Genomic DNA, 16,303 nt, shown 5'->3' on the forward strand with positions numbered 1-16,303 from the left:
AGGGAAGAGCGGCGATTTAAAGGGTCACCGCTCGATCCGCCAGCACCAGCGGCCAACCGGCGGAACAGCGCTCGATACGCGCCTCGACGCCATAGGCCAGCCGTAGCCAGTCGGCATCCAGCACCTGATCCGCCGTGCCCAGCCGATAGTGGCCGCCGGGCGCCAGCAAGAGCAGGCGATCGCAATGGCGCAGCGCCAGGTTGAGATCGTGACAGGCGACCAGGGCGATACAGCCTCGCTCCTGGGTGAGCTCGCGCACCACCTGCAACACCCGTAGCTGCCAGCGCAGATCCAAGGCGCTGGTCGGCTCGTCGAGCAATAGCAGGCGTGGCTCGCTGACCAGCACCTGGGCCAGGCCGACCAGTTGGCGCTGCCCACCGGACAACTCACTGAGCCGGCGCAACGCCAGCCCCTCGATACCCAGCCGTGACAGCACGGCGGCGATGCGAACGTCGGCACCCCCTGCTGCGCCGCCGCGTGCCCGGCAAGCGCCCTGCAGCAGCTCATACGCCAGCAGGGAAGTCGCCTGTGGCAGGTGTTGCGGCAGGTAGCCGACCCGCGCGCGCTGTCGCCAGGGCGCAATGCCGAGCAGCGGCTGATCGCCCAGTAGCGCCTCCCCCGTCGCCGTGTGCATGCCCGCCAACGCGCGGATCAGCGTCGACTTGCCCACCCCGTTGGGCCCCAGCACGGCCACCATGGCGCCGGGCTCGATAGGCTCAAGGCTCAGGTTCTCCAGCACCAGCCGCTTGCCGTGGGCCAGGCGCAGATCGCGAATCAGCAGGCTCATCCACTCACACTCCGCCCACGGGCCAGGATCAACGCCACGAACAGCGGCACGCCGACCACTGCGGTCACCAGGCCGACCGGCAAGATGACGCCGGGCAGCAAGGCGCGGCTGGCCAGCGATGCCAGCGACAGCAGCAAGGCGCCAGCCAGGGCGCTGCCGGGCAGGAAGAAGCGGTGATCCTCGCCCAGCAGCAGGCGCGCCACATGGGGGCCGACCAGGCCGACGAAGCCCACCTCACCAACGAACGCCGTCGCCACGCCGGTCAGCAGGCTGACCCGCAACAGCGCCAGCGCGCGCAGGCGCTCGACACGAATGCCCAGGCTGCGTGCCTGCTCCTCCCCCGCACGCAAGGTGGTCATCGCCCAGGCCTGACTCATGGCCCAAAAAAGGCACAGCGACAGTACCCCGGCGACCAGTGCGACCCGCTGCAGGTCGGCACGGGCCAGGCTGCCCAGGGTCCAGAAGACGATCTGCTGCAAGGCGTCGGCGCTGGCCAGAAACTGCAACATGCCGACCAGCGCATTGAGCCCGAACAGCAGGGCGATTCCGAACAGCACCAGGGTGTGCAGCGCCGGGCCGAGCAAGCGCGCCATCAGCAGCAACAGCAGGCAGGCGAGCAAGGCGCAGACGAACGCCGCCAGCGGCAGCAGCACCTGCTGGCCCAGGCTGCCAAGCGACGGGCTGAACACGATGACCAGCGATGCGCCCAGTGTCGCGGCGGCGCCAACACCCAAGGTGAAGGGGCTGGCCAGGGAGTTGTTCAAGGCGGTCTGCATTTCCGCACCGGCCAGCCCGAGGCTCGCGCCGACCACCAGCGCCATCAGCGCGTACGGTACGCGCACTTCGTGAATGATCACCCACTGCGCAGGCGCCAGGCTTTGCGGCTGCAGCAGTCCCTGCAGCACCTGCCACCAGCCGAGGCCCGCCGGGCCGGTGGCCAGGTCGCTGACGAAGGACGCGCCGAGCAGCAGGGTCAGAATCCCCAGGCAGATCACCCGGCGCCAGGCCAATCGCCGATAACCTCGGCGCAGTTCGCTCGCGCTCACAGGCTGATCCAGTAGGTGCCCTGCAGCGGCACCGGCTGAAACTCGCCATACAACTGCGCGAGCGTGGCCTGGGGGTCGAGATCGGCGAAAACGTCGGGGTACAGCCAGCGGGCGAATACCTGCACCGCCACCACATTGAACGGGCTGTTGTAGAAACCGTGCCAGATGGCATGGGTCTGCCCATTGCGGATCGCCGCCAGGTGGCGGATACCGCCCGTGCTGACCAAGCGCTGCAACGACTGGCGGGCCGGCTCGGCTTGCACGCCAGGCCCCAGGGCAATGTAAGGCGCACCCTCGGCCAGGCTGTTCGCCGAGCCCACGGCACTGGCCACGTAATGATCCACCGGCTGGCTGAGCAACAGTTCCAGGCTCAACACACCGGCATGCCCCGGCAGATAGTCCGTTGCCAGGCTACGGCCACCCGCCGCTTCCAGCAGGCCGGCGAGCATGCCGCGCGCCATGCTCTCGCAGCAGCCATCGCCCAGCCCGGCCCGGCTATGCAGAAATACCTGAGGGCCGGGCGGGCCGGGCAACGCATCGCTGACAGCGGCAAGTGCCCTGGCGTGGGCAGCGACGAATGCCTCGGCACGCGCCTCGCGCCCCAGGGCTTGGCCGAGCACGCGAATGCTGCGTGGCGTATTGATCAGCGGCTGCTCGCGGAAATCGACGAACAGCACGGCGATACCAGCGCGCTGCAGCTGCTCGGTCAGACGCTGCTGATGGCTGCCGGGACCGTGACCGGACAGGCTGAAGATCGCCAGGTCCGGCGCCAGGCTCAGCACCTGCTCCAGGCTGAAAGTATCGGCCGAGCCCTGTCCGATACGTGGCACCTGCTGCAACGCCGGAAAGGCGTCGCGGTACTGCCGCTCGGTGCCGGGGTCGATCAGCGCCAGATCCGCCGGCATGCCCACCAGGCGGTCGAGCACCTGCTGGCCCTCGAGAATCCCCAGCACCGGCAACAGGCGCCCTTCGCCGAGAACGATGCGCTGCACCTGCCTGGGTACCTCGACCTGCCGCCCGGCGATATCGGTGAGCACCTGCCCAGCGGCAGCCAGGCCGGACTGCAGCGCCAGCCAGACGAGCAAGATGCCCGGCATCACACCGGGCGTACGCGTCGACCACGCCATCAGATACGCAGCGCCACGCCGAGGCGCAGCTCGCGGCCTGGTTCGTAGGAACCCCGCACCCCCTCGAAGCCGGGAATGTGGGTGAAGTCCTCGTTGCTGGCGTGATCCAGGTACTGCTTGTCGAACAGGTTCTTCAGGGTCAGGGTCAAGGTCAGGCGGTCGGCCGCCAGCGGCAGCCATTCGGCGTACAGGTCATGCACGCCGTAACCGGGCTTGCTCACCGTGCCCTGCCCGGTATGCACCGAGTCGATGCTTTCCACGAAACGGCCCTGCCAGCCAACCGTCAGGTCATCGGTGGCACGGTAGTCGGCGAAGGTCGTCCAGGTATCGCCGAGGCTGGTGCCCTGACCGTTGTGTTCGTAGACGTTCAGGCGGCGCCCATCGAGCCGGGCGTTGTTGTGGTGATAGCTCAGGCCGGCACTCACGCGCTGCCAGTGGTAGGCGGTCTGCAGCAGCACGCCTTCGCTCTTCAGGTCACCGATGTTGCCGTAAACGTTGGGCGCGCCGATGGGGTCGGCGACGGCGTCCTCGATGCGCGTCTCGTAGAGCTTGCCGGACAGCTCCCAACGGGCCAGACGGTACTCGAAACCGACCTCGCTGGTGCGAGCACGCTCGGCCTTGGTGTTAGGGTCGTTGCGCGAGGAGTCCATCTTGAAGGCATCACGCACCTGCGGCCCGCGCAGGGCACGGGTATGCCCCGCGAGCAGGGTCAGCTCGGGCGTCAGCGCATAGCGGGCGCTGAGGTTGGGGCTGACGCCGTCTTCACGGAAGCGCTGGTCGTCACGATCATCGAGTTTGTAACGGTCGTAGCGCAGGCCGGCGCCGATCTGCAGGCGCTCGGTCAGTTGCAGGCTGTCTTGCACGTAGAGGCCGAGGATGCTGCCGTCTTCGCTGCTCTCTTCACGATTGCCTTCTGGGCCGAGGGTGCCGCGGTCGTCGCGATAATCGACGCCGTAGGTGAGCGTATGACGCCCCAGGTGGCTGGTGTTGCGCAGGTCGAAACCGCTGCTGCGCGTGCCACCGAAGTACAGGCCGAAACGCCCGTCCTGCTGCAGCTCCACCTCATTGTGGAAGGTGGTCAGCTCGACATCGACAAGGTCGTTGTCCAGCGGTTTGAAAGCGTAATTGAGCGTCCAGGTTTCCCGCTCGCTGCGCATCGGATACAGGCGGTTGAAGCCGCTGGGAATCCACTGCGGGCGCTGGCTGCGCTCGCCGTCGTCGGTGCGCTGCTCGTAGCTCAGGCGCAGGGTCTGGGATTCGCTGAGCTTGCCCACCAGCTTGGTGAAGCCGAGCTTTTGCCGCGCCCCGGTGCCCAGTACGTCGTCGTTGTTGCCGTCCTCGTAATCGTTCTGATCCTGATAGCTGGCCACTGCCAGCGCCGACCAGTTCTCGTTGAAGCGGCCATACAGGCTGGTGCTGCTCTTGTAGCCCTCGGCATTGCTGAAGTAACCGCCCTTGACCAATGCACCGAAGGACTCGCCCTCGCGCAGCAGATCGTCCGGGTCCTTGGTCACGAACCGGATGGCCCCGCCCAGGGCTCCAGGGCCCGCGGTGGCGTCGCCGGTTCCGGCCTGTACCTCGACGCGCTTGAGCAACTCGGGCTCGATGCCGATACGCCCAGTGTGGTGGAAGGTCTGCCCAGCCTGGCTGGCACCGTCGATGGTGATGTTCAGCTGGGTGTCTTCGAAGCCGCGCAGGTAGAGTTTCTGGGCGATCCCTGCACCGCCGCCGACGGTGACTTGCGGGTTGCTCTCGAACACGTCCTGCAGATCGTTGGCCTGCAGACGCTGGATCTGCTCGGCCTCGACGGTTTCAGCGCGCTCGCTGGCCACCGCCGTCACCGAACTGGGCGCCAGCTCGAGCGAGGAAGCAGCGCTCTGCGCCTGAACCTGGCCCATGAAGCTGCCAGCGACCATGGCGCCCAGCAGTGACAGACGATACGGACAACGGTGCATGACTGATCCCTCCCCAAGAAAGATGCAAATATTTCGTATTCGCAAATTCTTATCGAATCCAGCCGAGGGCACGTACAACTTTTACAACTGTTACGACTGCCCGCTTGCCTGCTGCGGCAGGCAGATGGTCAGCTGCAGCCCACCGCCCTCACGATTGCTCGCCCGGATGCTGCCGCCGGTAGCGCGAACCTGCCGCTGCGCCAGTGCCAAGCCCAGGCCGTAGCCGGCACGCTCGCCGCCCACCCGGAAGAACGGCTGGAAGATCCGCTCCAGCCACTGTTCGTCGACGCCCGGGCCCTGATCACGAATCTGCAACTGCCAGGCCTGTTCATCGGCCTGCAGGTCGACCTCGACCACCCCACCTGGCGGCGTGTGGTCGAGGGCATTGCGCACCACGTTCTCGATGGCCTGGCCCAACGCACGATGGCTGCTGCCGGCCAGCACCGCCTCTTCCGGCAGTTGCGCCAGCAACTGGCGATCCGGGTACTCGAAGCGGGCATCATCGAGAATGCTGTCGAGCAGTTCGGTGAGGTCGAGGGTTTCGTCACGCAACTGCGGACGCTCGTTTTCCAGCCAACTGAGGGTCAGGGCATCCTCGACCAGTTGGCGCATGCCGTTGCAATCGTCACGGATGCGTTCGAGCAGCACGCGACTGTCGGCGCCCTGCTCGGCCAGGCTGACCGCCATTTCGATGCGGGTCAGCGGCGTGCGCAATTCGTGAGACATGTCCGCCAGACGCTGGCGCTGGTCGATGATCAGTTGCCCAGTGCGTTCGGCCATGGCGTCGAAGGTATCCGCCAGACTGGCCAGCTCGTCGTTGCGCGAGCCGAGCAGCGAGCGCACCCGTACGTCGTAGCGGCCATCGCTGAACTGCCGCGTGGCCTGTTCGAGCCGCCGTAGCGGCTGCATCAAATGGCGGTACAGCACCAGGCAGACGATCAGCAGCAGCACCAGCGGCACCACCAGTTGCAGCAGCAGTTTGGCGTAGTGCCAGTTGAGGCCGGGGCGCATGCGCTGGGGCAGCTGGATCAGAAAACTGGCGCTGCGATCACTGAAGGGAATATCCATGATCGGGTTTTCCGCGAAGTACAGGTGGATCTTCCAACTGACATCGCGGCCCAGGCCGAAACCTTCCTGAAAGCGTTCCGACAGCTCGCCGGCCAGCGGGCGCACCTCGGCTCGTACCACGGCGGCCCAGGTCCGCTCCTGCTGCTGCAACGTATTGAGCCAGCGCTCAAGCGCCTGGTGATCGCCACCACGATACAGCGACTCGGCCTGCTCGCCGTAATGACGAAGGGTGCGCTGGTGCTCGGCGTCGATGAAACTCATGCGCTCTTCGGTCTGCCAGGCGACCCGGGCGATGATCCAGAACAGCCCGACGCTGCCTACGGCGATGACGATGCACAGCTTCCAGAACAGGCGCCGGTTCATTGGAATACGTAACCCCGGCCATGCAGGGTCTGCAGGCGATCCGTCGCTAGGCCCGCCTCTCCCAGCAACCGGCGTATGCGGCTGATGTGCATGTCCAGGCTACGGTCGTAGCTGCTGTAGTCGCGTTCCAGCACCGTGCGATACAGGTAGGGCTTGCTGAGCGCTTCGCCACGGTGACTGACCAGGTGCCAGAGCACACGAAACTGGATCGGCGTGAGGCTGACCTCGCGCTCGTTGACCGTGACCCGCTGAGCGTGACGCTCGAGGCGCAACTCGTTGGCCTGCAGTTGCTGCACGTCTACCGGGCGCACGCTGTCGGTCACCCGGGTACGCCGCAACACGGCATCGATGCGCAGTTGCAGTTCGGTGATGTTGAATGGCTTGGGCAGGTAGTCATCGGCACCGTGGCGCAGGCCGCGAATGCGCTCCTCCTCGGCGCCACAGGCGGTCAGCATGATCACTGGCGTCTGCTGTTGCTCACGCAGGCGGCGCAGAACGGAAAAGCCATTGAGATCCGGCAGCAGCACGTCCAGCAGCACCAGATCCGGCGCATCGCTGATCGCCATGCCGAGCCCCGCTTCGCCCAAGTGACTCGAGCTGGTGGCATAGCCCTGGCCGCGCAACAGCTCGCCAAGCTGGGCGCACAGGGTTCGGTCGTCCTCGATGATCAGAATGCGTGCCAGGCTGGCCGGCATGGCCCCTCCCAGGGGCCGGGAGCGGCACCCATCAAAGATAATAATTCTCAGATAGATTACGCGAGTTGCGGCGGCATGGTAATGGCCGTCACCGAGCCCGGCTAGGCGCAGAGATGGAGGTCAGGCTGCGGCGCTCGCAGCCTGTCTCTACAAGATGGGGCTTATGGCGATCGGGTAGGAGCCCGCTTGCGGGCGATGAAGTGGCTGCCCTGCAGCCGATATCTCTGTCGGCTGCAGGGATCGCCCGCAAGCGGGCTCCTACGGGACACTGCAATCCACGAAACGATGGCGTTGAGTGGCCGGAGAGCCCCAGCCCTCCTTAGACCGCCACCTGCTCCGCCGGCGAGACGATGCTGCTCTTGCCACGCGAGCGCCCGGAGCTGAGGTAGTCGGCGATGGATTCCTGGGTGACTTCGCCGAGGAAGTCGTTGTCGGCGCTGAGTACCGGCAGCCAGGAGCGATTGAACTCGTACATGCGCGACAGCAGGATGCGCAGGTGTTCGTCGTGGGAGGCGGTGGCGTTGAACGGCTGCAGGAATGGCTGCACCGAACCGCCCTGCCCGCGCAGGTCGCGGCGGCGGATGTAGCCCAGGCCCTTTTTCTGCCCATCGGTCACCACCAGGTGACGGCGGTCGTGCTCCTCCATCAATTCCACGGCATCGGCTACCGAGGTTTCCGGCAACACCGACGGGGCATCGTCGGCAGCGTCTTCGGCGCGGATCAGCAGCAGACGCTTGAGGGTGCTGTCCTGGCCGACGAAGCCACTGACGAAGTCGTCTGCGGGGTGCGCCAGCAGGGTGTCAGGGTGGTCGAACTGGAGCAGCGTGCCGTCCTTGAAGATGGCGATCTTGTCGCCCAGCTTGATGGCTTCGTCGATGTCGTGGCTGACCATGATCACGGTCTTGTTGAGCGCCCGCTGCATCTGGAAGAACTCGTTCTGGATGGCGTCGCGGTTGACCGGGTCGACCGCGCCGAAGGGTTCATCCATCAGCAGCACCGGCGCATCGGCTGCCAGGGCGCGAATAACGCCGATACGCTGTTGCTGGCCGCCGGACAGCTCACGGGGATAGCGCGACAGGTATTGTTTGGGCTCCAGTTGCACCATGCTCATCAGCTCGACCGCCCGCTCGTGGCAGCGCTTCTTGTCCCAGCCGAGCAGCTTGGGCACCACGGTGATGTTTTCCTCGATGGTCATGTTGGGGAACAGACCGATCTGCTGGATCACATAGCCGATGTTGCGGCGCAGGGTCACCTCGTCGATGCCGGTGGTGTCCTCGCCGTTGATCAGCACCCGCCCGGAGGTCGGTTCGATCAGCCGGTTGATCATCTTCAGGGTGGTGCTCTTGCCGCAGCCGGACGGGCCGAGGAACACGCAGATCTGCCCTTCGTCGACGGTCAGACTGACTTCGTTGACGGCTACGACGTCCTTGCCTTTCTGGTGGAATTTCTTGGTCAGCTTATCGAGTTGAATCATGTTCGAGTCCTCAGTGGGCGGCTTTCAGGCCACGGGGAGTGAGCGTTTTCTGCAGCCACTGCAAAAACAGGTCGGCGACGATGGCGAGCAGGCTCACCAGCACCGCGCCGACGAGAAGGGTGGCCATGTCGCTGCGACTGATGGCCGTGAGAATCAGCACGCCAAGGCCGCCGGCGCCGATAGTGGCGGCGATGGTCATCACGCCGATGTTCATCACCACGGCAGTGCGCACGCCAGCCAGAATGACCGGCACGGCGATCGGCAGCTCGACCATGCGCAGGCGCTGCCAGAAACTCATGCCAATGCCCTTACCCGCCTCGCGGATGCCCGGCTCGACGCTGCTCAATGCCAGGTAGGTGTTGCGCAGGATCGGCAGCAGTGAATAGAGGAACACGGCGGTGACGGCCGGCAGGGGCCCGAGGCCCTGGCCGAACTGCGAGTAGAACGGCAACAGCAGGCCGAACAGCGCGATGGCCGGCAGCGTCAGCACGACCGTGGCGGCGCCCTGCAGCGGTCCGGCAATCCACGGGAAGCGGGTCATCAGAATGCCCAGCGGCACGCCGATGACGATCGCCAGGCCGACGGCGATGCCGACCAGGGCGATGTGTTCACCGGTCAGGCTGACGACCTGTGCCCAGTCGATATGTTGAAAAGCGGTCATGAAATCCATATCAACGATCCCCCTCGATCAATTTCTGTTCACGAAGGAAGTCGGCGGCCACCGCAGCGGGCGTCTCGCGCTCGACGTCGACGCGGGCGTTGAGGCGACGCATGGTGGCGTCGTCCAGGCGCTCGGCCAGGGGTTTGAGCAGGGCTTCCAGATCAGGGTGCTCCTTCAGGTAGTCGGCATTCACCACAGGGGCTGCGGTGTAATCAGGGAAGTAGCCCTTGTCGTCCTCGAGCAGGCGCAGGCCAAAGGAGTCCAGACGGCCATCGGTGGTGTACACCAGGCCGACGAACACCTGGCCGTTGCGCAGCGCGGTATAGACAAGGCCGGGGTCCATCTGGCGGATCTCGTTGCGGGTGAAGCTCAGACCGTATTCCTTGACCAGCCCGTCGAGACCATCGGAGCGGTTGGCGAATTCGATATCCAGCGCCAGAAGACGATTGCCCTTGCCCGGCTGCTGCAGAGCCTCCGCCAGGTCGCTGATGCTCTTGATATCCGGGTGTTCCTCGGCGACCTTTTCCGGCAGCGCCAGGGCATAGGTGTTGTTGAAGCGGGTCGGCGCCAGCCAGATCGCGCCGGTCTTGGCATCCAGCTCCTTGACCCGCGCGTAGGCCGCGTCCTTGTCGAGGCGCTCGGTCACCTTGTTGTAGGCCACCAGCGAGGTGCCGGTGTATTCCCAGGTCAGATCAAGCTGGCCATTCTTCATGGCATTCCAGGCAATGGTGCTGCCCAGATTGCCGACGATGCGCGACTGATAGCCGTGGGGCTGCAGGTACTGCGCGGTGAGTTCCGAGAGGATCGCCTGCTCGGTAAATACCTTGGCGCCGATGCGAATTTCCGCCGCCTGGCTGGTAGCGGCCAGCAGCATGCCGAGGCCAAGAACAAATGACTTCATCAAGGTCTCCATTAGCGGGCCAGGCCTCGCTCGAACCAGAAACGGCTGACCGCGGCCACCAGGCCGTCGAGCAGCAGTGCCAGCAGGGCTGTGGCTGCCGCGCCCAGAATCAGCAATGGCTGATCTTCCAGAGCGATGGCCGGAAAGATCAGACTGCCGAGGCTGTTGGCGCCGATCAGAAAAACCAGCGGTGCAGTGCCAACGTTCAGCGCCAGCGCGACGCGCACGCCGCCAACGATGATCGGTACGGCGTTGGGCAACTCGACCTGCCAGAGCACCTGGCCGGGTGTCATGCCGATACCGGTGGCCGCTTCCTTCAGCGAACCCGGCACGTTGCGCAGACCTTCATAGGTGTTACGCACGATGGGCAGCAGTGAGGCGAGAAACAGGGCGAGCACCGCCGGGCCATTGCCGATACCGACGATGGACAGGGCAATCGCCAGCACCGCCAGCGGCGGCACGGTGTTGCCCACGTTGAACACCTGCATGATGCGCTCGGCACTGTGCTCGCGCCCCGGTCGACTGAGCAGGATGCCCGCGGGGATTCCCACCGCCAACGCTGCGAACATCGACAGGAACACCAGATACAGATGCGCCTGCAGGTAGAAGATGAGGTCTTCGCGGTGCGAAGCGAGCACTGCGGGGGTGATCCAGTGGATCAGCAAGGCCAGTACCGCAACCAGCGCCGCAGCGCCCAGCAGCACCTTGCCCAAGCTTTTCAACATGTTTCGACTCCAATCAGCGACGGGCAACAGCCCGTCGAGCTGGCCGGACGCGTTGCGCGTCAGCCGTCAAACACCGGAAGGGAACATCGCTCGCCAGACGTTCTGCATGCCTCTGCAAATGCGCCTCGCAGCCTTCCGGCCCATGGTTACTCGACCCTCACGAACGGCTCCGGTTCAACCTTCTTGCCATCGTTCTGCCATGTACCAAAAGGCCAGCAGCACCACACATCCGGTTACAACGCAGGTATCATCGGGCCTCCAGGGTGTTCGCCGGGATGGCGAACACCAGCCCTCAAAGGAGACCCTGTGCTCGACCTCGTAGCCGCTTTCATCGTCCTCACCACCCTGCTCACCTACGTCAACTACCGTTTCATACGCCTGCCACCGACCATTGGCGTGATGGCCACCGCGCTGATCTTCTCGCTGATCGCCCAGGGCCTGAGCCAGCTCGGCTACCCGCTGATCGAGCTCGAAGCGCAGGAAATCATTCGCCGCATCGATTTCTCCGACATCCTCATGACCTGGTTCCTGCCGGCACTGCTGTTCGCCGGAGCGCTGCACGTGGACCTCAGCGACCTGCGCAGCTACAAGTGGCCCATCGGCCTGCTGGCCACCGTCGGCGTGCTGATCGCCACCAGCGTGATCGGTACCCTGGCCTACTACATCTTCGCCCTGTTCGGCTGGCACGTGGATTTCATCTACTGCCTGCTGTTCGGCGCGCTGATCTCGCCTACCGACCCGATCGCGGTGATGGGCATTCTCAAGTCGTCGGGTGCACCGAAGCCGCTGGCGACCACCATCGTCGGTGAGTCGCTGTTCAACGACGGCACGGCGGTGGTGGTGTTCACCATCCTGCTCGGCATCCTGCAACTGGGCAGTACGCCAACGCTGGGCACGGTGAGCTGGCTGTTCATCCATGAAGCGGTTGGCGGGCTGCTGTTCGGCGCTGCGCTGGGCTATGGCGTGCTGCTGATGCTGCGCAGCATCGACCAGTATCAGGTAGAAGTGATGCTGACCCTGGCGCTGGTATTCGGCGGTGCGGCACTGGCTTCGCGCCTGCACGTTTCCGGACCGATCGCCATGGTGGTGGCCGGTCTGATCATCGGCAACATGGGCCGCAAGCATGCGATGTCGGATGAGTCGCGGCGTTACGTGGACGGTTTCTGGGAACTGATCGACGAAATCCTCAATGCCCTGCTGTTCGCCCTGATCGGCCTGGAGCTGCTGCTCCTGCCGTTCTCCTGGCTGCACATCATCGCGGCGTTCGTGCTTGGCGGCGCGGTACTGGTGGCCCGCCTGCTGACCGTGGCGCCGGCCATTCTGATCATGCGCCGCAGCGCGGGCGGGCGCCGCCAGGTGTCCCACGGTGCGATCCGCATCCTCACCTGGGGCGGCTTGCGCGGTGGCGTGTCGGTGGCCCTGGCACTGTCGCTGCCACTCGGCGAGGAGCGTGATCTGCTGCTGAGCCTGACCTACATCGTCGTGCTCACCTCGATCCTGCTGCAGGGGTTGTCCATCGGTCCGCTGGTCAGCCGCTTGTACCGCGACATGCCGCAAGCGGCTGTCGACGACCGCCACTGACCGGGCGCGCTGGCGATGACGCTATCGCCAGCCGTGACTCAAAGACGGGACTCGAGCACCAGCAGGTTGTTCTCCACCCGCCAGCCGATCCGATTGAGAAAGCTCATGCCGAGCAGCGCTTCGGCCGGCGAGGCGCCTTCCAGAACAACCGCCTCGACACCCAGCACCTGCAGCGCACCGACGCTGACCTTGTCCAGCGTCACGCGCCAGCCACGGGCAGTACCGCTGGCGGTGCTGACCTGGGTCGGCTGCCCCCGGGTACGGTAGTCGATGCCAAGGCGGCGGGCCTGATTCTCGTTGAGCGCCACCGAAGTGGCGCCGGTATCGACCAGAAACTGCTGCGCGCGGCCATTGATCGCGCCCTCGGCCCAGTAATGACCACCATTGCTGCGGGCGATGCTCAAGGTCTGTTTCTGCGGTTCGACGAAACCGCTGACGTTGTACTCGCGGCTGAGGCTGTAACTGCGCTCCACGCCGTCGACTCGCAACACGGCGCTGCGGCTGTCGGCACTCACCACCTGCACGCCACCCGGGCCACTCTGGCCGACACGCACCAGCTTGCGCTGGCCATCGACGGAAATCACCGCAGCCCCCGGAAACAGGCCTACAACCTGTACCTGCGGCGCAGCCAGACTCAGTTGAGCAGCCAGCAGGCCGGCCATGCCAAAGATCAATCGACGCATCCCTGCCTCTCTGCTAATCGAAGGGGTAGTGCTGGCCCCAGCGCTCGAAGACCGGACGCAGCGCGTCCTGCTCGACGAGTTGGGCCATACGCTGGTCGTACAGTTTCGCCAATGCCCGCCCACGCGGCGTATCGGCGAAGCCGATGTACAGGGGCAGGCGTATCAGATCGGTGACCCGGTACCTGGAGGTGTCGGCAGCGCCCGCGAGCACTTCCTGAACCTCCGGTTGGGCATCGATGTAGTAGTCGGCATGGTCGTAATCGAGCATCGGCAGGATGCCGCCACGGCGCAGCAATTCGTTGTAATGGGTGAGACCGGGGATGTAGCGCTGGTACTCGTAACCGCGCATCCATACCAGGCGCGAAGCGGAGAGCGTCTTCTGGTCCGGCAGCGGCTTGCTGGCCAGGCTCAGGGCGCTGATCAGGTCCGAATCGTAGTGCCAGGTGGGGTACACCACGCCACCGCTGACCTCGTTCTGATAAGACGCCACCCAGGCATCCGCCTCACCACGCTTCACCAGGCCGACGGATCGGGTGTAGGGCACGATCTGCATGTCCAGCTTGACCCCGGCGGGCTCGAATAACAGGCGCAGGATGTCCCAGGACAGGCCCGTACCGTCGGCATTGATTCGATCCACCCAGACATCGCTGGCCATGCGAATGTTCGCGGGCACGTCGTCGCTCGCCTGAACGCAGGCGCCGAGCGATAACAGCAGAGCCAGCCAGAAACCGCGAATCATCGCACCTCCAGGATTAGGCGAAGCCCAGGTTGGCCGCCAGGCCGTTGCTCCAGCCCCACACCAGGACCTGCATGGCCAGCCAGGCGAACACACCGGCCAACACATCGTCGAGCATGATGCCGAAGCCACCGTGCACGTGCCGGTCGATCCAGCGGATCGGCCACGGCTTGAGAATATCGAAGAAGCGAAATACCAGAAAACCCACCAACACCCAGCCCCACCCTTCCGGCACCAGCCACAGGGTGATCCACATGCCGACCATCTCGTCCCAGACGATACCCTCATGGTCGTGTACGCGCAGATCCTCGGCCACTTTGCCGCACAGCCAGACACCGAACAGCATGGTGACGCCCAGCATCAGCCAGTAGCCCCAGTCTGGCAACATCTGCCACAGCGGGATGAACGGCACTGCAACCATCGAGCCCCAGGTGCCTGGCGCTTTGGGCAACGTGCCGGAGCCGAAACCAAAGGCGATGAAATGCCAGGGGTTGCGCCACACGGAGGGCGGCACGAATTCGGCGGGGACTTGCTTGGGATGATCAGTCACGTTGCGATCCGAAATGTTGGTAGCCACGCTGCAGCGGCTGGATGGCTCGGCCTTCGGCGTCCTGCAGGTGTACGCCCTGTCCGGCCTCGACGCGACCGATCACGTGCACAGGCTGCCCCATGGCGCGCAGCCCGTCCAGCTTCTCGGCAGGCAGAGTAAAGGCAAGCACGTAGTCATCGCCACCGGCAAGCGCCAGCTGGCGTGCCGTTTCGTCGCCCGCACAGGCTCGCAGGGCTGCTGACAGAGGCAGGCGTTGCTGTTCGACGATCAGTGCCACGCCGGATGCCCGGGCGATATGCCCGCAGTCGGCGAGCAGGCCATCGGAGATGTCCAGCGCCGCCGTGGCCAGCCCGCGCAACGCCTGCCCCAGTGCCAACTGCGGTGACGGCGACCAGTAGTGGGCCAGCAACGCGTTGGCTTCCTCGCGCAGCGGCTGCTCGCCGAGAACGAAGGGCAAGGCACCTGCGGCGTCACCAAGCGAACCGCCGACACACAGCAGATCGCCTGCGCGCGCCCCGGCACGGGTCAGCGCCAGGCCCTTGGGCACACGGCCGAATACGGTCAGGGTCAGGCTCAACGGCCCACGGGTGGTATCGCCACCGATCAGGTGCACGCCGCAATGGCGCGCCATGCTTTCCAGCCCGGCGGTGAAATCGGCCAGCCAGTCAGGGGCAACGTCGGGGAGCGTCAGGGCCAGGGTGAAGGCAAGAGGTGTCGCCCCCATGGCGGCCAGGTCACTGACCGAAACGGCCAGGGCACGCTGGCCGAGTAACAGGCCCGCCGCATCGGCGGGAAAGTGCACACCGGCAACCAGGGTGTCGGTGGAGACCGCCAGTTGTTCATCGACGGGCACTTCCAGCAGGGCGCAGTCGTCGCCGATCCCCAGCACCACACCATCTGCCGCCTGCGCGCAGGCGGCAGCAGCGAAGTAATGACGGATCAGCTCGAACTCGCCCAACACACTCAGCGCTTGCTGTTGAAATCGCGGACTTCGTCGGCACGCAGCTTCGGCGCCAGCTTGTCCAGCACGCCGTTGACGAACTTGTGCCCGTCGGTGGCGCCGAACACCTTGGCCAGCTCGATGCCTTCGTTGATCACCACGCGGTACGGCACGTCGATGCGGTTGCGCAGCTCGTAGGTGGACAGACGCAGGATGGACAGCTCGACCGGATCGATCTCTTCCAGCGGACGATCGAGCAAGGGCTCGAAGGAACTGTCGATCTCGGTCTTCTGACGCGGCACGCCGTGCAGGATCTCGTGGAAGTAAGCCCCGTCGACCGCGCTGAAGTCGTTGTCGACACGGAACTGGGCCTCGATCTCGTTGAGCGCCTGCCCGGCGATATGCCAGGAGTACAGCGCCTGCATGGCCAGCGTACGCGCCTGACGGCGAGCCAGTACCTTGGCGCTTGGGCCCTTTTTGACCGGCTTGTTGTCGTTCTGGCTCACTTGGCCTCCAACTGCGCCAGCAGGCTGACCATTTCCAGGGCGGACAGGGCAGCTTCGGCACCCTTGTTGCCAGCCTTGGTGCCGGAGCGCTCGATGGCCTGCTCGATGGAGTCGACGGTCAGCACGCCGAAAGCGACCGGTACGCCGAATTCCATGGATACCTGGGCCAGGCCCTTGGTGCATTCGCCTGCCACGTATTCGAAGTGCGGCGTGCCGCCACGGATCACTGCGCCAAGGGCGATGATCGCGCTGTACTCGCCGCGCTGGGCGACTTTCTGGGCAACCAGCGGAATTTCGAACGCGCCAGGAGCACGGATGATGGTGATGTCGCTTTCGCTGATGCCATGGCGTACCAGGGCGTCGACGGCGCCGCTGACCAGGCTTTCGACCACGAAGCTGTTGAAGCGGCCGACCACCAGGGCGAAGCGGCCCTCGGGAGCGATGAAAGTACCTTCGATGGTCTTCAGTGTCATAGCGAGTTCTCGAGCTGTCTTTAAAGAGCCAG

General features: G+C 65.2%; 17 protein-coding genes. 1 reads left to right on the forward strand and 16 read right to left on the reverse strand.

Going from position 1 to position 16,303, the window contains the following annotated elements; genetic code table 11:
* Positions 1 to 16: 16 nt before the first annotated feature.
* The 10 genes from ACT9T4_RS13855 to ACT9T4_RS13900 all read right to left on the reverse strand — a co-directional run bounded on the left by ACT9T4_RS13855 (position 17) and on the right by ACT9T4_RS13900 (position 10,802).
* On the reverse strand, positions 17 to 787 hold the full coding sequence (locus ACT9T4_RS13855) for an ABC transporter ATP-binding protein (RefSeq protein ID WP_499117504.1): 771 nt from the start codon (positions 785 to 787) through the stop codon (positions 17 to 19).
* Entirely contained in the window at positions 784 to 1,833 is a 1,050-nt protein-coding gene (locus ACT9T4_RS13860; protein WP_231570138.1) for a FecCD family ABC transporter permease, read from the reverse strand. The genes ACT9T4_RS13855 and ACT9T4_RS13860 overlap by 4 nt, the downstream gene beginning before the upstream one ends.
* Entirely contained in the window at positions 1,830 to 2,960 is a 1,131-nt protein-coding gene (locus tag ACT9T4_RS13865; protein WP_499117507.1) for an ABC transporter substrate-binding protein, read from the reverse strand. The genes ACT9T4_RS13860 and ACT9T4_RS13865 overlap by 4 nt, the downstream gene beginning before the upstream one ends.
* Positions 2,960 to 4,915, reverse strand: coding sequence for a TonB-dependent receptor domain-containing protein (locus ACT9T4_RS13870; protein ID WP_499117509.1), 1,956 nt, complete (start codon positions 4,913 to 4,915; stop codon positions 2,960 to 2,962). Before ACT9T4_RS13870 ends, ACT9T4_RS13865 begins: the two co-directional genes overlap by 1 nt.
* Before the next feature lie 90 nt (positions 4,916 to 5,005).
* Positions 5,006 to 6,346, reverse strand: coding sequence for a sensor histidine kinase (locus tag ACT9T4_RS13875; protein WP_179539142.1), 1,341 nt, complete (start codon positions 6,344 to 6,346; stop codon positions 5,006 to 5,008).
* Complete coding sequence (locus ACT9T4_RS13880; protein ID WP_042553274.1) at positions 6,343 to 7,041, reverse strand: response regulator transcription factor; 699 nt, start codon at positions 7,039 to 7,041, stop codon at positions 6,343 to 6,345. The genes ACT9T4_RS13875 and ACT9T4_RS13880 overlap by 4 nt, the downstream gene beginning before the upstream one ends.
* 319 nt (positions 7,042 to 7,360) lie before the next feature.
* Positions 7,361 to 8,515 carry an ABC transporter ATP-binding protein gene (locus ACT9T4_RS13885; protein ID WP_042553275.1) on the reverse strand — a complete coding sequence of 385 codons (1,155 nt, stop codon included), beginning with the start codon at positions 8,513 to 8,515 and terminating at the stop codon, positions 7,361 to 7,363.
* A 10-nt stretch (positions 8,516 to 8,525) separates the two neighbouring features.
* Positions 8,526 to 9,185, reverse strand: coding sequence for an ABC transporter permease (locus tag ACT9T4_RS13890; protein WP_042553276.1), 660 nt, complete (start codon positions 9,183 to 9,185; stop codon positions 8,526 to 8,528).
* Between the two features lies 1 nt (position 9,186).
* Positions 9,187 to 10,077, reverse strand: a complete 891-nt coding sequence (locus ACT9T4_RS13895) for a glycine betaine ABC transporter substrate-binding protein (RefSeq protein WP_042553277.1) — start codon at positions 10,075 to 10,077, stop codon at positions 9,187 to 9,189.
* Between the two features lie 11 nt (positions 10,078 to 10,088).
* Positions 10,089 to 10,802, reverse strand: a complete 714-nt coding sequence (locus tag ACT9T4_RS13900) for an ABC transporter permease (RefSeq protein ID WP_042553278.1) — start codon at positions 10,800 to 10,802, stop codon at positions 10,089 to 10,091.
* A gap of 306 nt (positions 10,803 to 11,108) precedes the next feature.
* On the opposite strand from ACT9T4_RS13900, the gene ACT9T4_RS13905 reads away from it, so the two are divergent.
* Positions 11,109 to 12,383: a cation:proton antiporter gene (locus ACT9T4_RS13905; protein WP_042553279.1), complete on the forward strand. Its 1,275-nt coding sequence runs from the start codon at positions 11,109 to 11,111 to the stop codon at positions 12,381 to 12,383.
* Between the two features lie 38 nt (positions 12,384 to 12,421).
* Here the strand turns inward: ACT9T4_RS13905 and ACT9T4_RS13910 are convergent, their stop codons facing one another.
* The 6 genes from ACT9T4_RS13910 to ribH are packed head-to-tail and all read right to left on the reverse strand — an operon-like array spanning position 12,422 to position 16,271.
* Complete coding sequence (locus ACT9T4_RS13910) at positions 12,422 to 13,066, reverse strand: retropepsin-like aspartic protease family protein (RefSeq protein ID WP_042553280.1); 645 nt, start codon at positions 13,064 to 13,066, stop codon at positions 12,422 to 12,424.
* Between the two features lie 13 nt (positions 13,067 to 13,079).
* On the reverse strand, positions 13,080 to 13,805 hold the full coding sequence (locus tag ACT9T4_RS13915) for a transporter substrate-binding domain-containing protein (RefSeq protein ID WP_499117514.1): 726 nt from the start codon (positions 13,803 to 13,805) through the stop codon (positions 13,080 to 13,082).
* 13 nt (positions 13,806 to 13,818) lie between these two features.
* Entirely contained in the window at positions 13,819 to 14,352 is a 534-nt protein-coding gene (locus ACT9T4_RS13920; protein ID WP_042553282.1) for a phosphatidylglycerophosphatase A family protein, read from the reverse strand.
* On the reverse strand, positions 14,345 to 15,310 hold the full coding sequence (thiL, locus tag ACT9T4_RS13925; protein ID WP_499117544.1) for a thiamine-phosphate kinase: 966 nt from the start codon (positions 15,308 to 15,310) through the stop codon (positions 14,345 to 14,347). Before thiL ends, ACT9T4_RS13920 begins: the two co-directional genes overlap by 8 nt.
* Before the next feature lie 5 nt (positions 15,311 to 15,315).
* Positions 15,316 to 15,798: a transcription antitermination factor NusB gene (nusB, locus tag ACT9T4_RS13930; protein ID WP_042553283.1), complete on the reverse strand. Its 483-nt coding sequence runs from the start codon at positions 15,796 to 15,798 to the stop codon at positions 15,316 to 15,318.
* On the reverse strand, positions 15,795 to 16,271 hold the full coding sequence (gene ribH, locus ACT9T4_RS13935; protein WP_042553284.1) for a 6,7-dimethyl-8-ribityllumazine synthase: 477 nt from the start codon (positions 16,269 to 16,271) through the stop codon (positions 15,795 to 15,797). Before ribH ends, nusB begins: the two co-directional genes overlap by 4 nt.
* Positions 16,272 to 16,303: the final 32 nt, after the last annotated feature.

It is taken from the genome of Pseudomonas sp. SZ40 (assembly GCF_052958135.1).

Excerpts from the sequence above, each read along its gene's own strand:
- ACT9T4_RS13885 (WP_042553275.1), bottom strand. The coding sequence starts at position 8,515 with ATGATTCAACTCGATAAGCTGACCAAGAAATTCCACCAGAAAGGCAAG.
- ACT9T4_RS13855 (WP_499117504.1), bottom strand. The coding sequence starts at position 787 with ATGAGCCTGCTGATTCGCGATCTGCGCCTGGCCCACGGCAAGCGGCTG.
- ACT9T4_RS13910 (WP_042553280.1), bottom strand. The coding sequence starts at position 13,066 with ATGCGTCGATTGATCTTTGGCATGGCCGGCCTGCTGGCTGCTCAACTG.
- ACT9T4_RS13895 (WP_042553277.1), bottom strand. The coding sequence starts at position 10,077 with ATGAAGTCATTTGTTCTTGGCCTCGGCATGCTGCTGGCCGCTACCAGC.
- ACT9T4_RS13875 (WP_179539142.1), bottom strand. The coding sequence starts at position 6,346 with ATGAACCGGCGCCTGTTCTGGAAGCTGTGCATCGTCATCGCCGTAGGC.
- ACT9T4_RS13870 (WP_499117509.1), bottom strand. The coding sequence starts at position 4,915 with ATGCACCGTTGTCCGTATCGTCTGTCACTGCTGGGCGCCATGGTCGCT.
- ACT9T4_RS13890 (WP_042553276.1), bottom strand. The coding sequence starts at position 9,185 with ATGGATTTCATGACCGCTTTTCAACATATCGACTGGGCACAGGTCGTC.
- ACT9T4_RS13900 (WP_042553278.1), bottom strand. The coding sequence starts at position 10,802 with ATGTTGAAAAGCTTGGGCAAGGTGCTGCTGGGCGCTGCGGCGCTGGTT.
- ACT9T4_RS13915 (WP_499117514.1), bottom strand. The coding sequence starts at position 13,805 with ATGATTCGCGGTTTCTGGCTGGCTCTGCTGTTATCGCTCGGCGCCTGC.
- ACT9T4_RS13865 (WP_499117507.1), bottom strand. The coding sequence starts at position 2,960 with ATGGCGTGGTCGACGCGTACGCCCGGTGTGATGCCGGGCATCTTGCTC.
- ribH (WP_042553284.1), bottom strand. The coding sequence starts at position 16,271 with ATGACACTGAAGACCATCGAAGGTACTTTCATCGCTCCCGAGGGCCGC.
- ACT9T4_RS13880 (WP_042553274.1), bottom strand. The coding sequence starts at position 7,041 with ATGCCGGCCAGCCTGGCACGCATTCTGATCATCGAGGACGACCGAACC.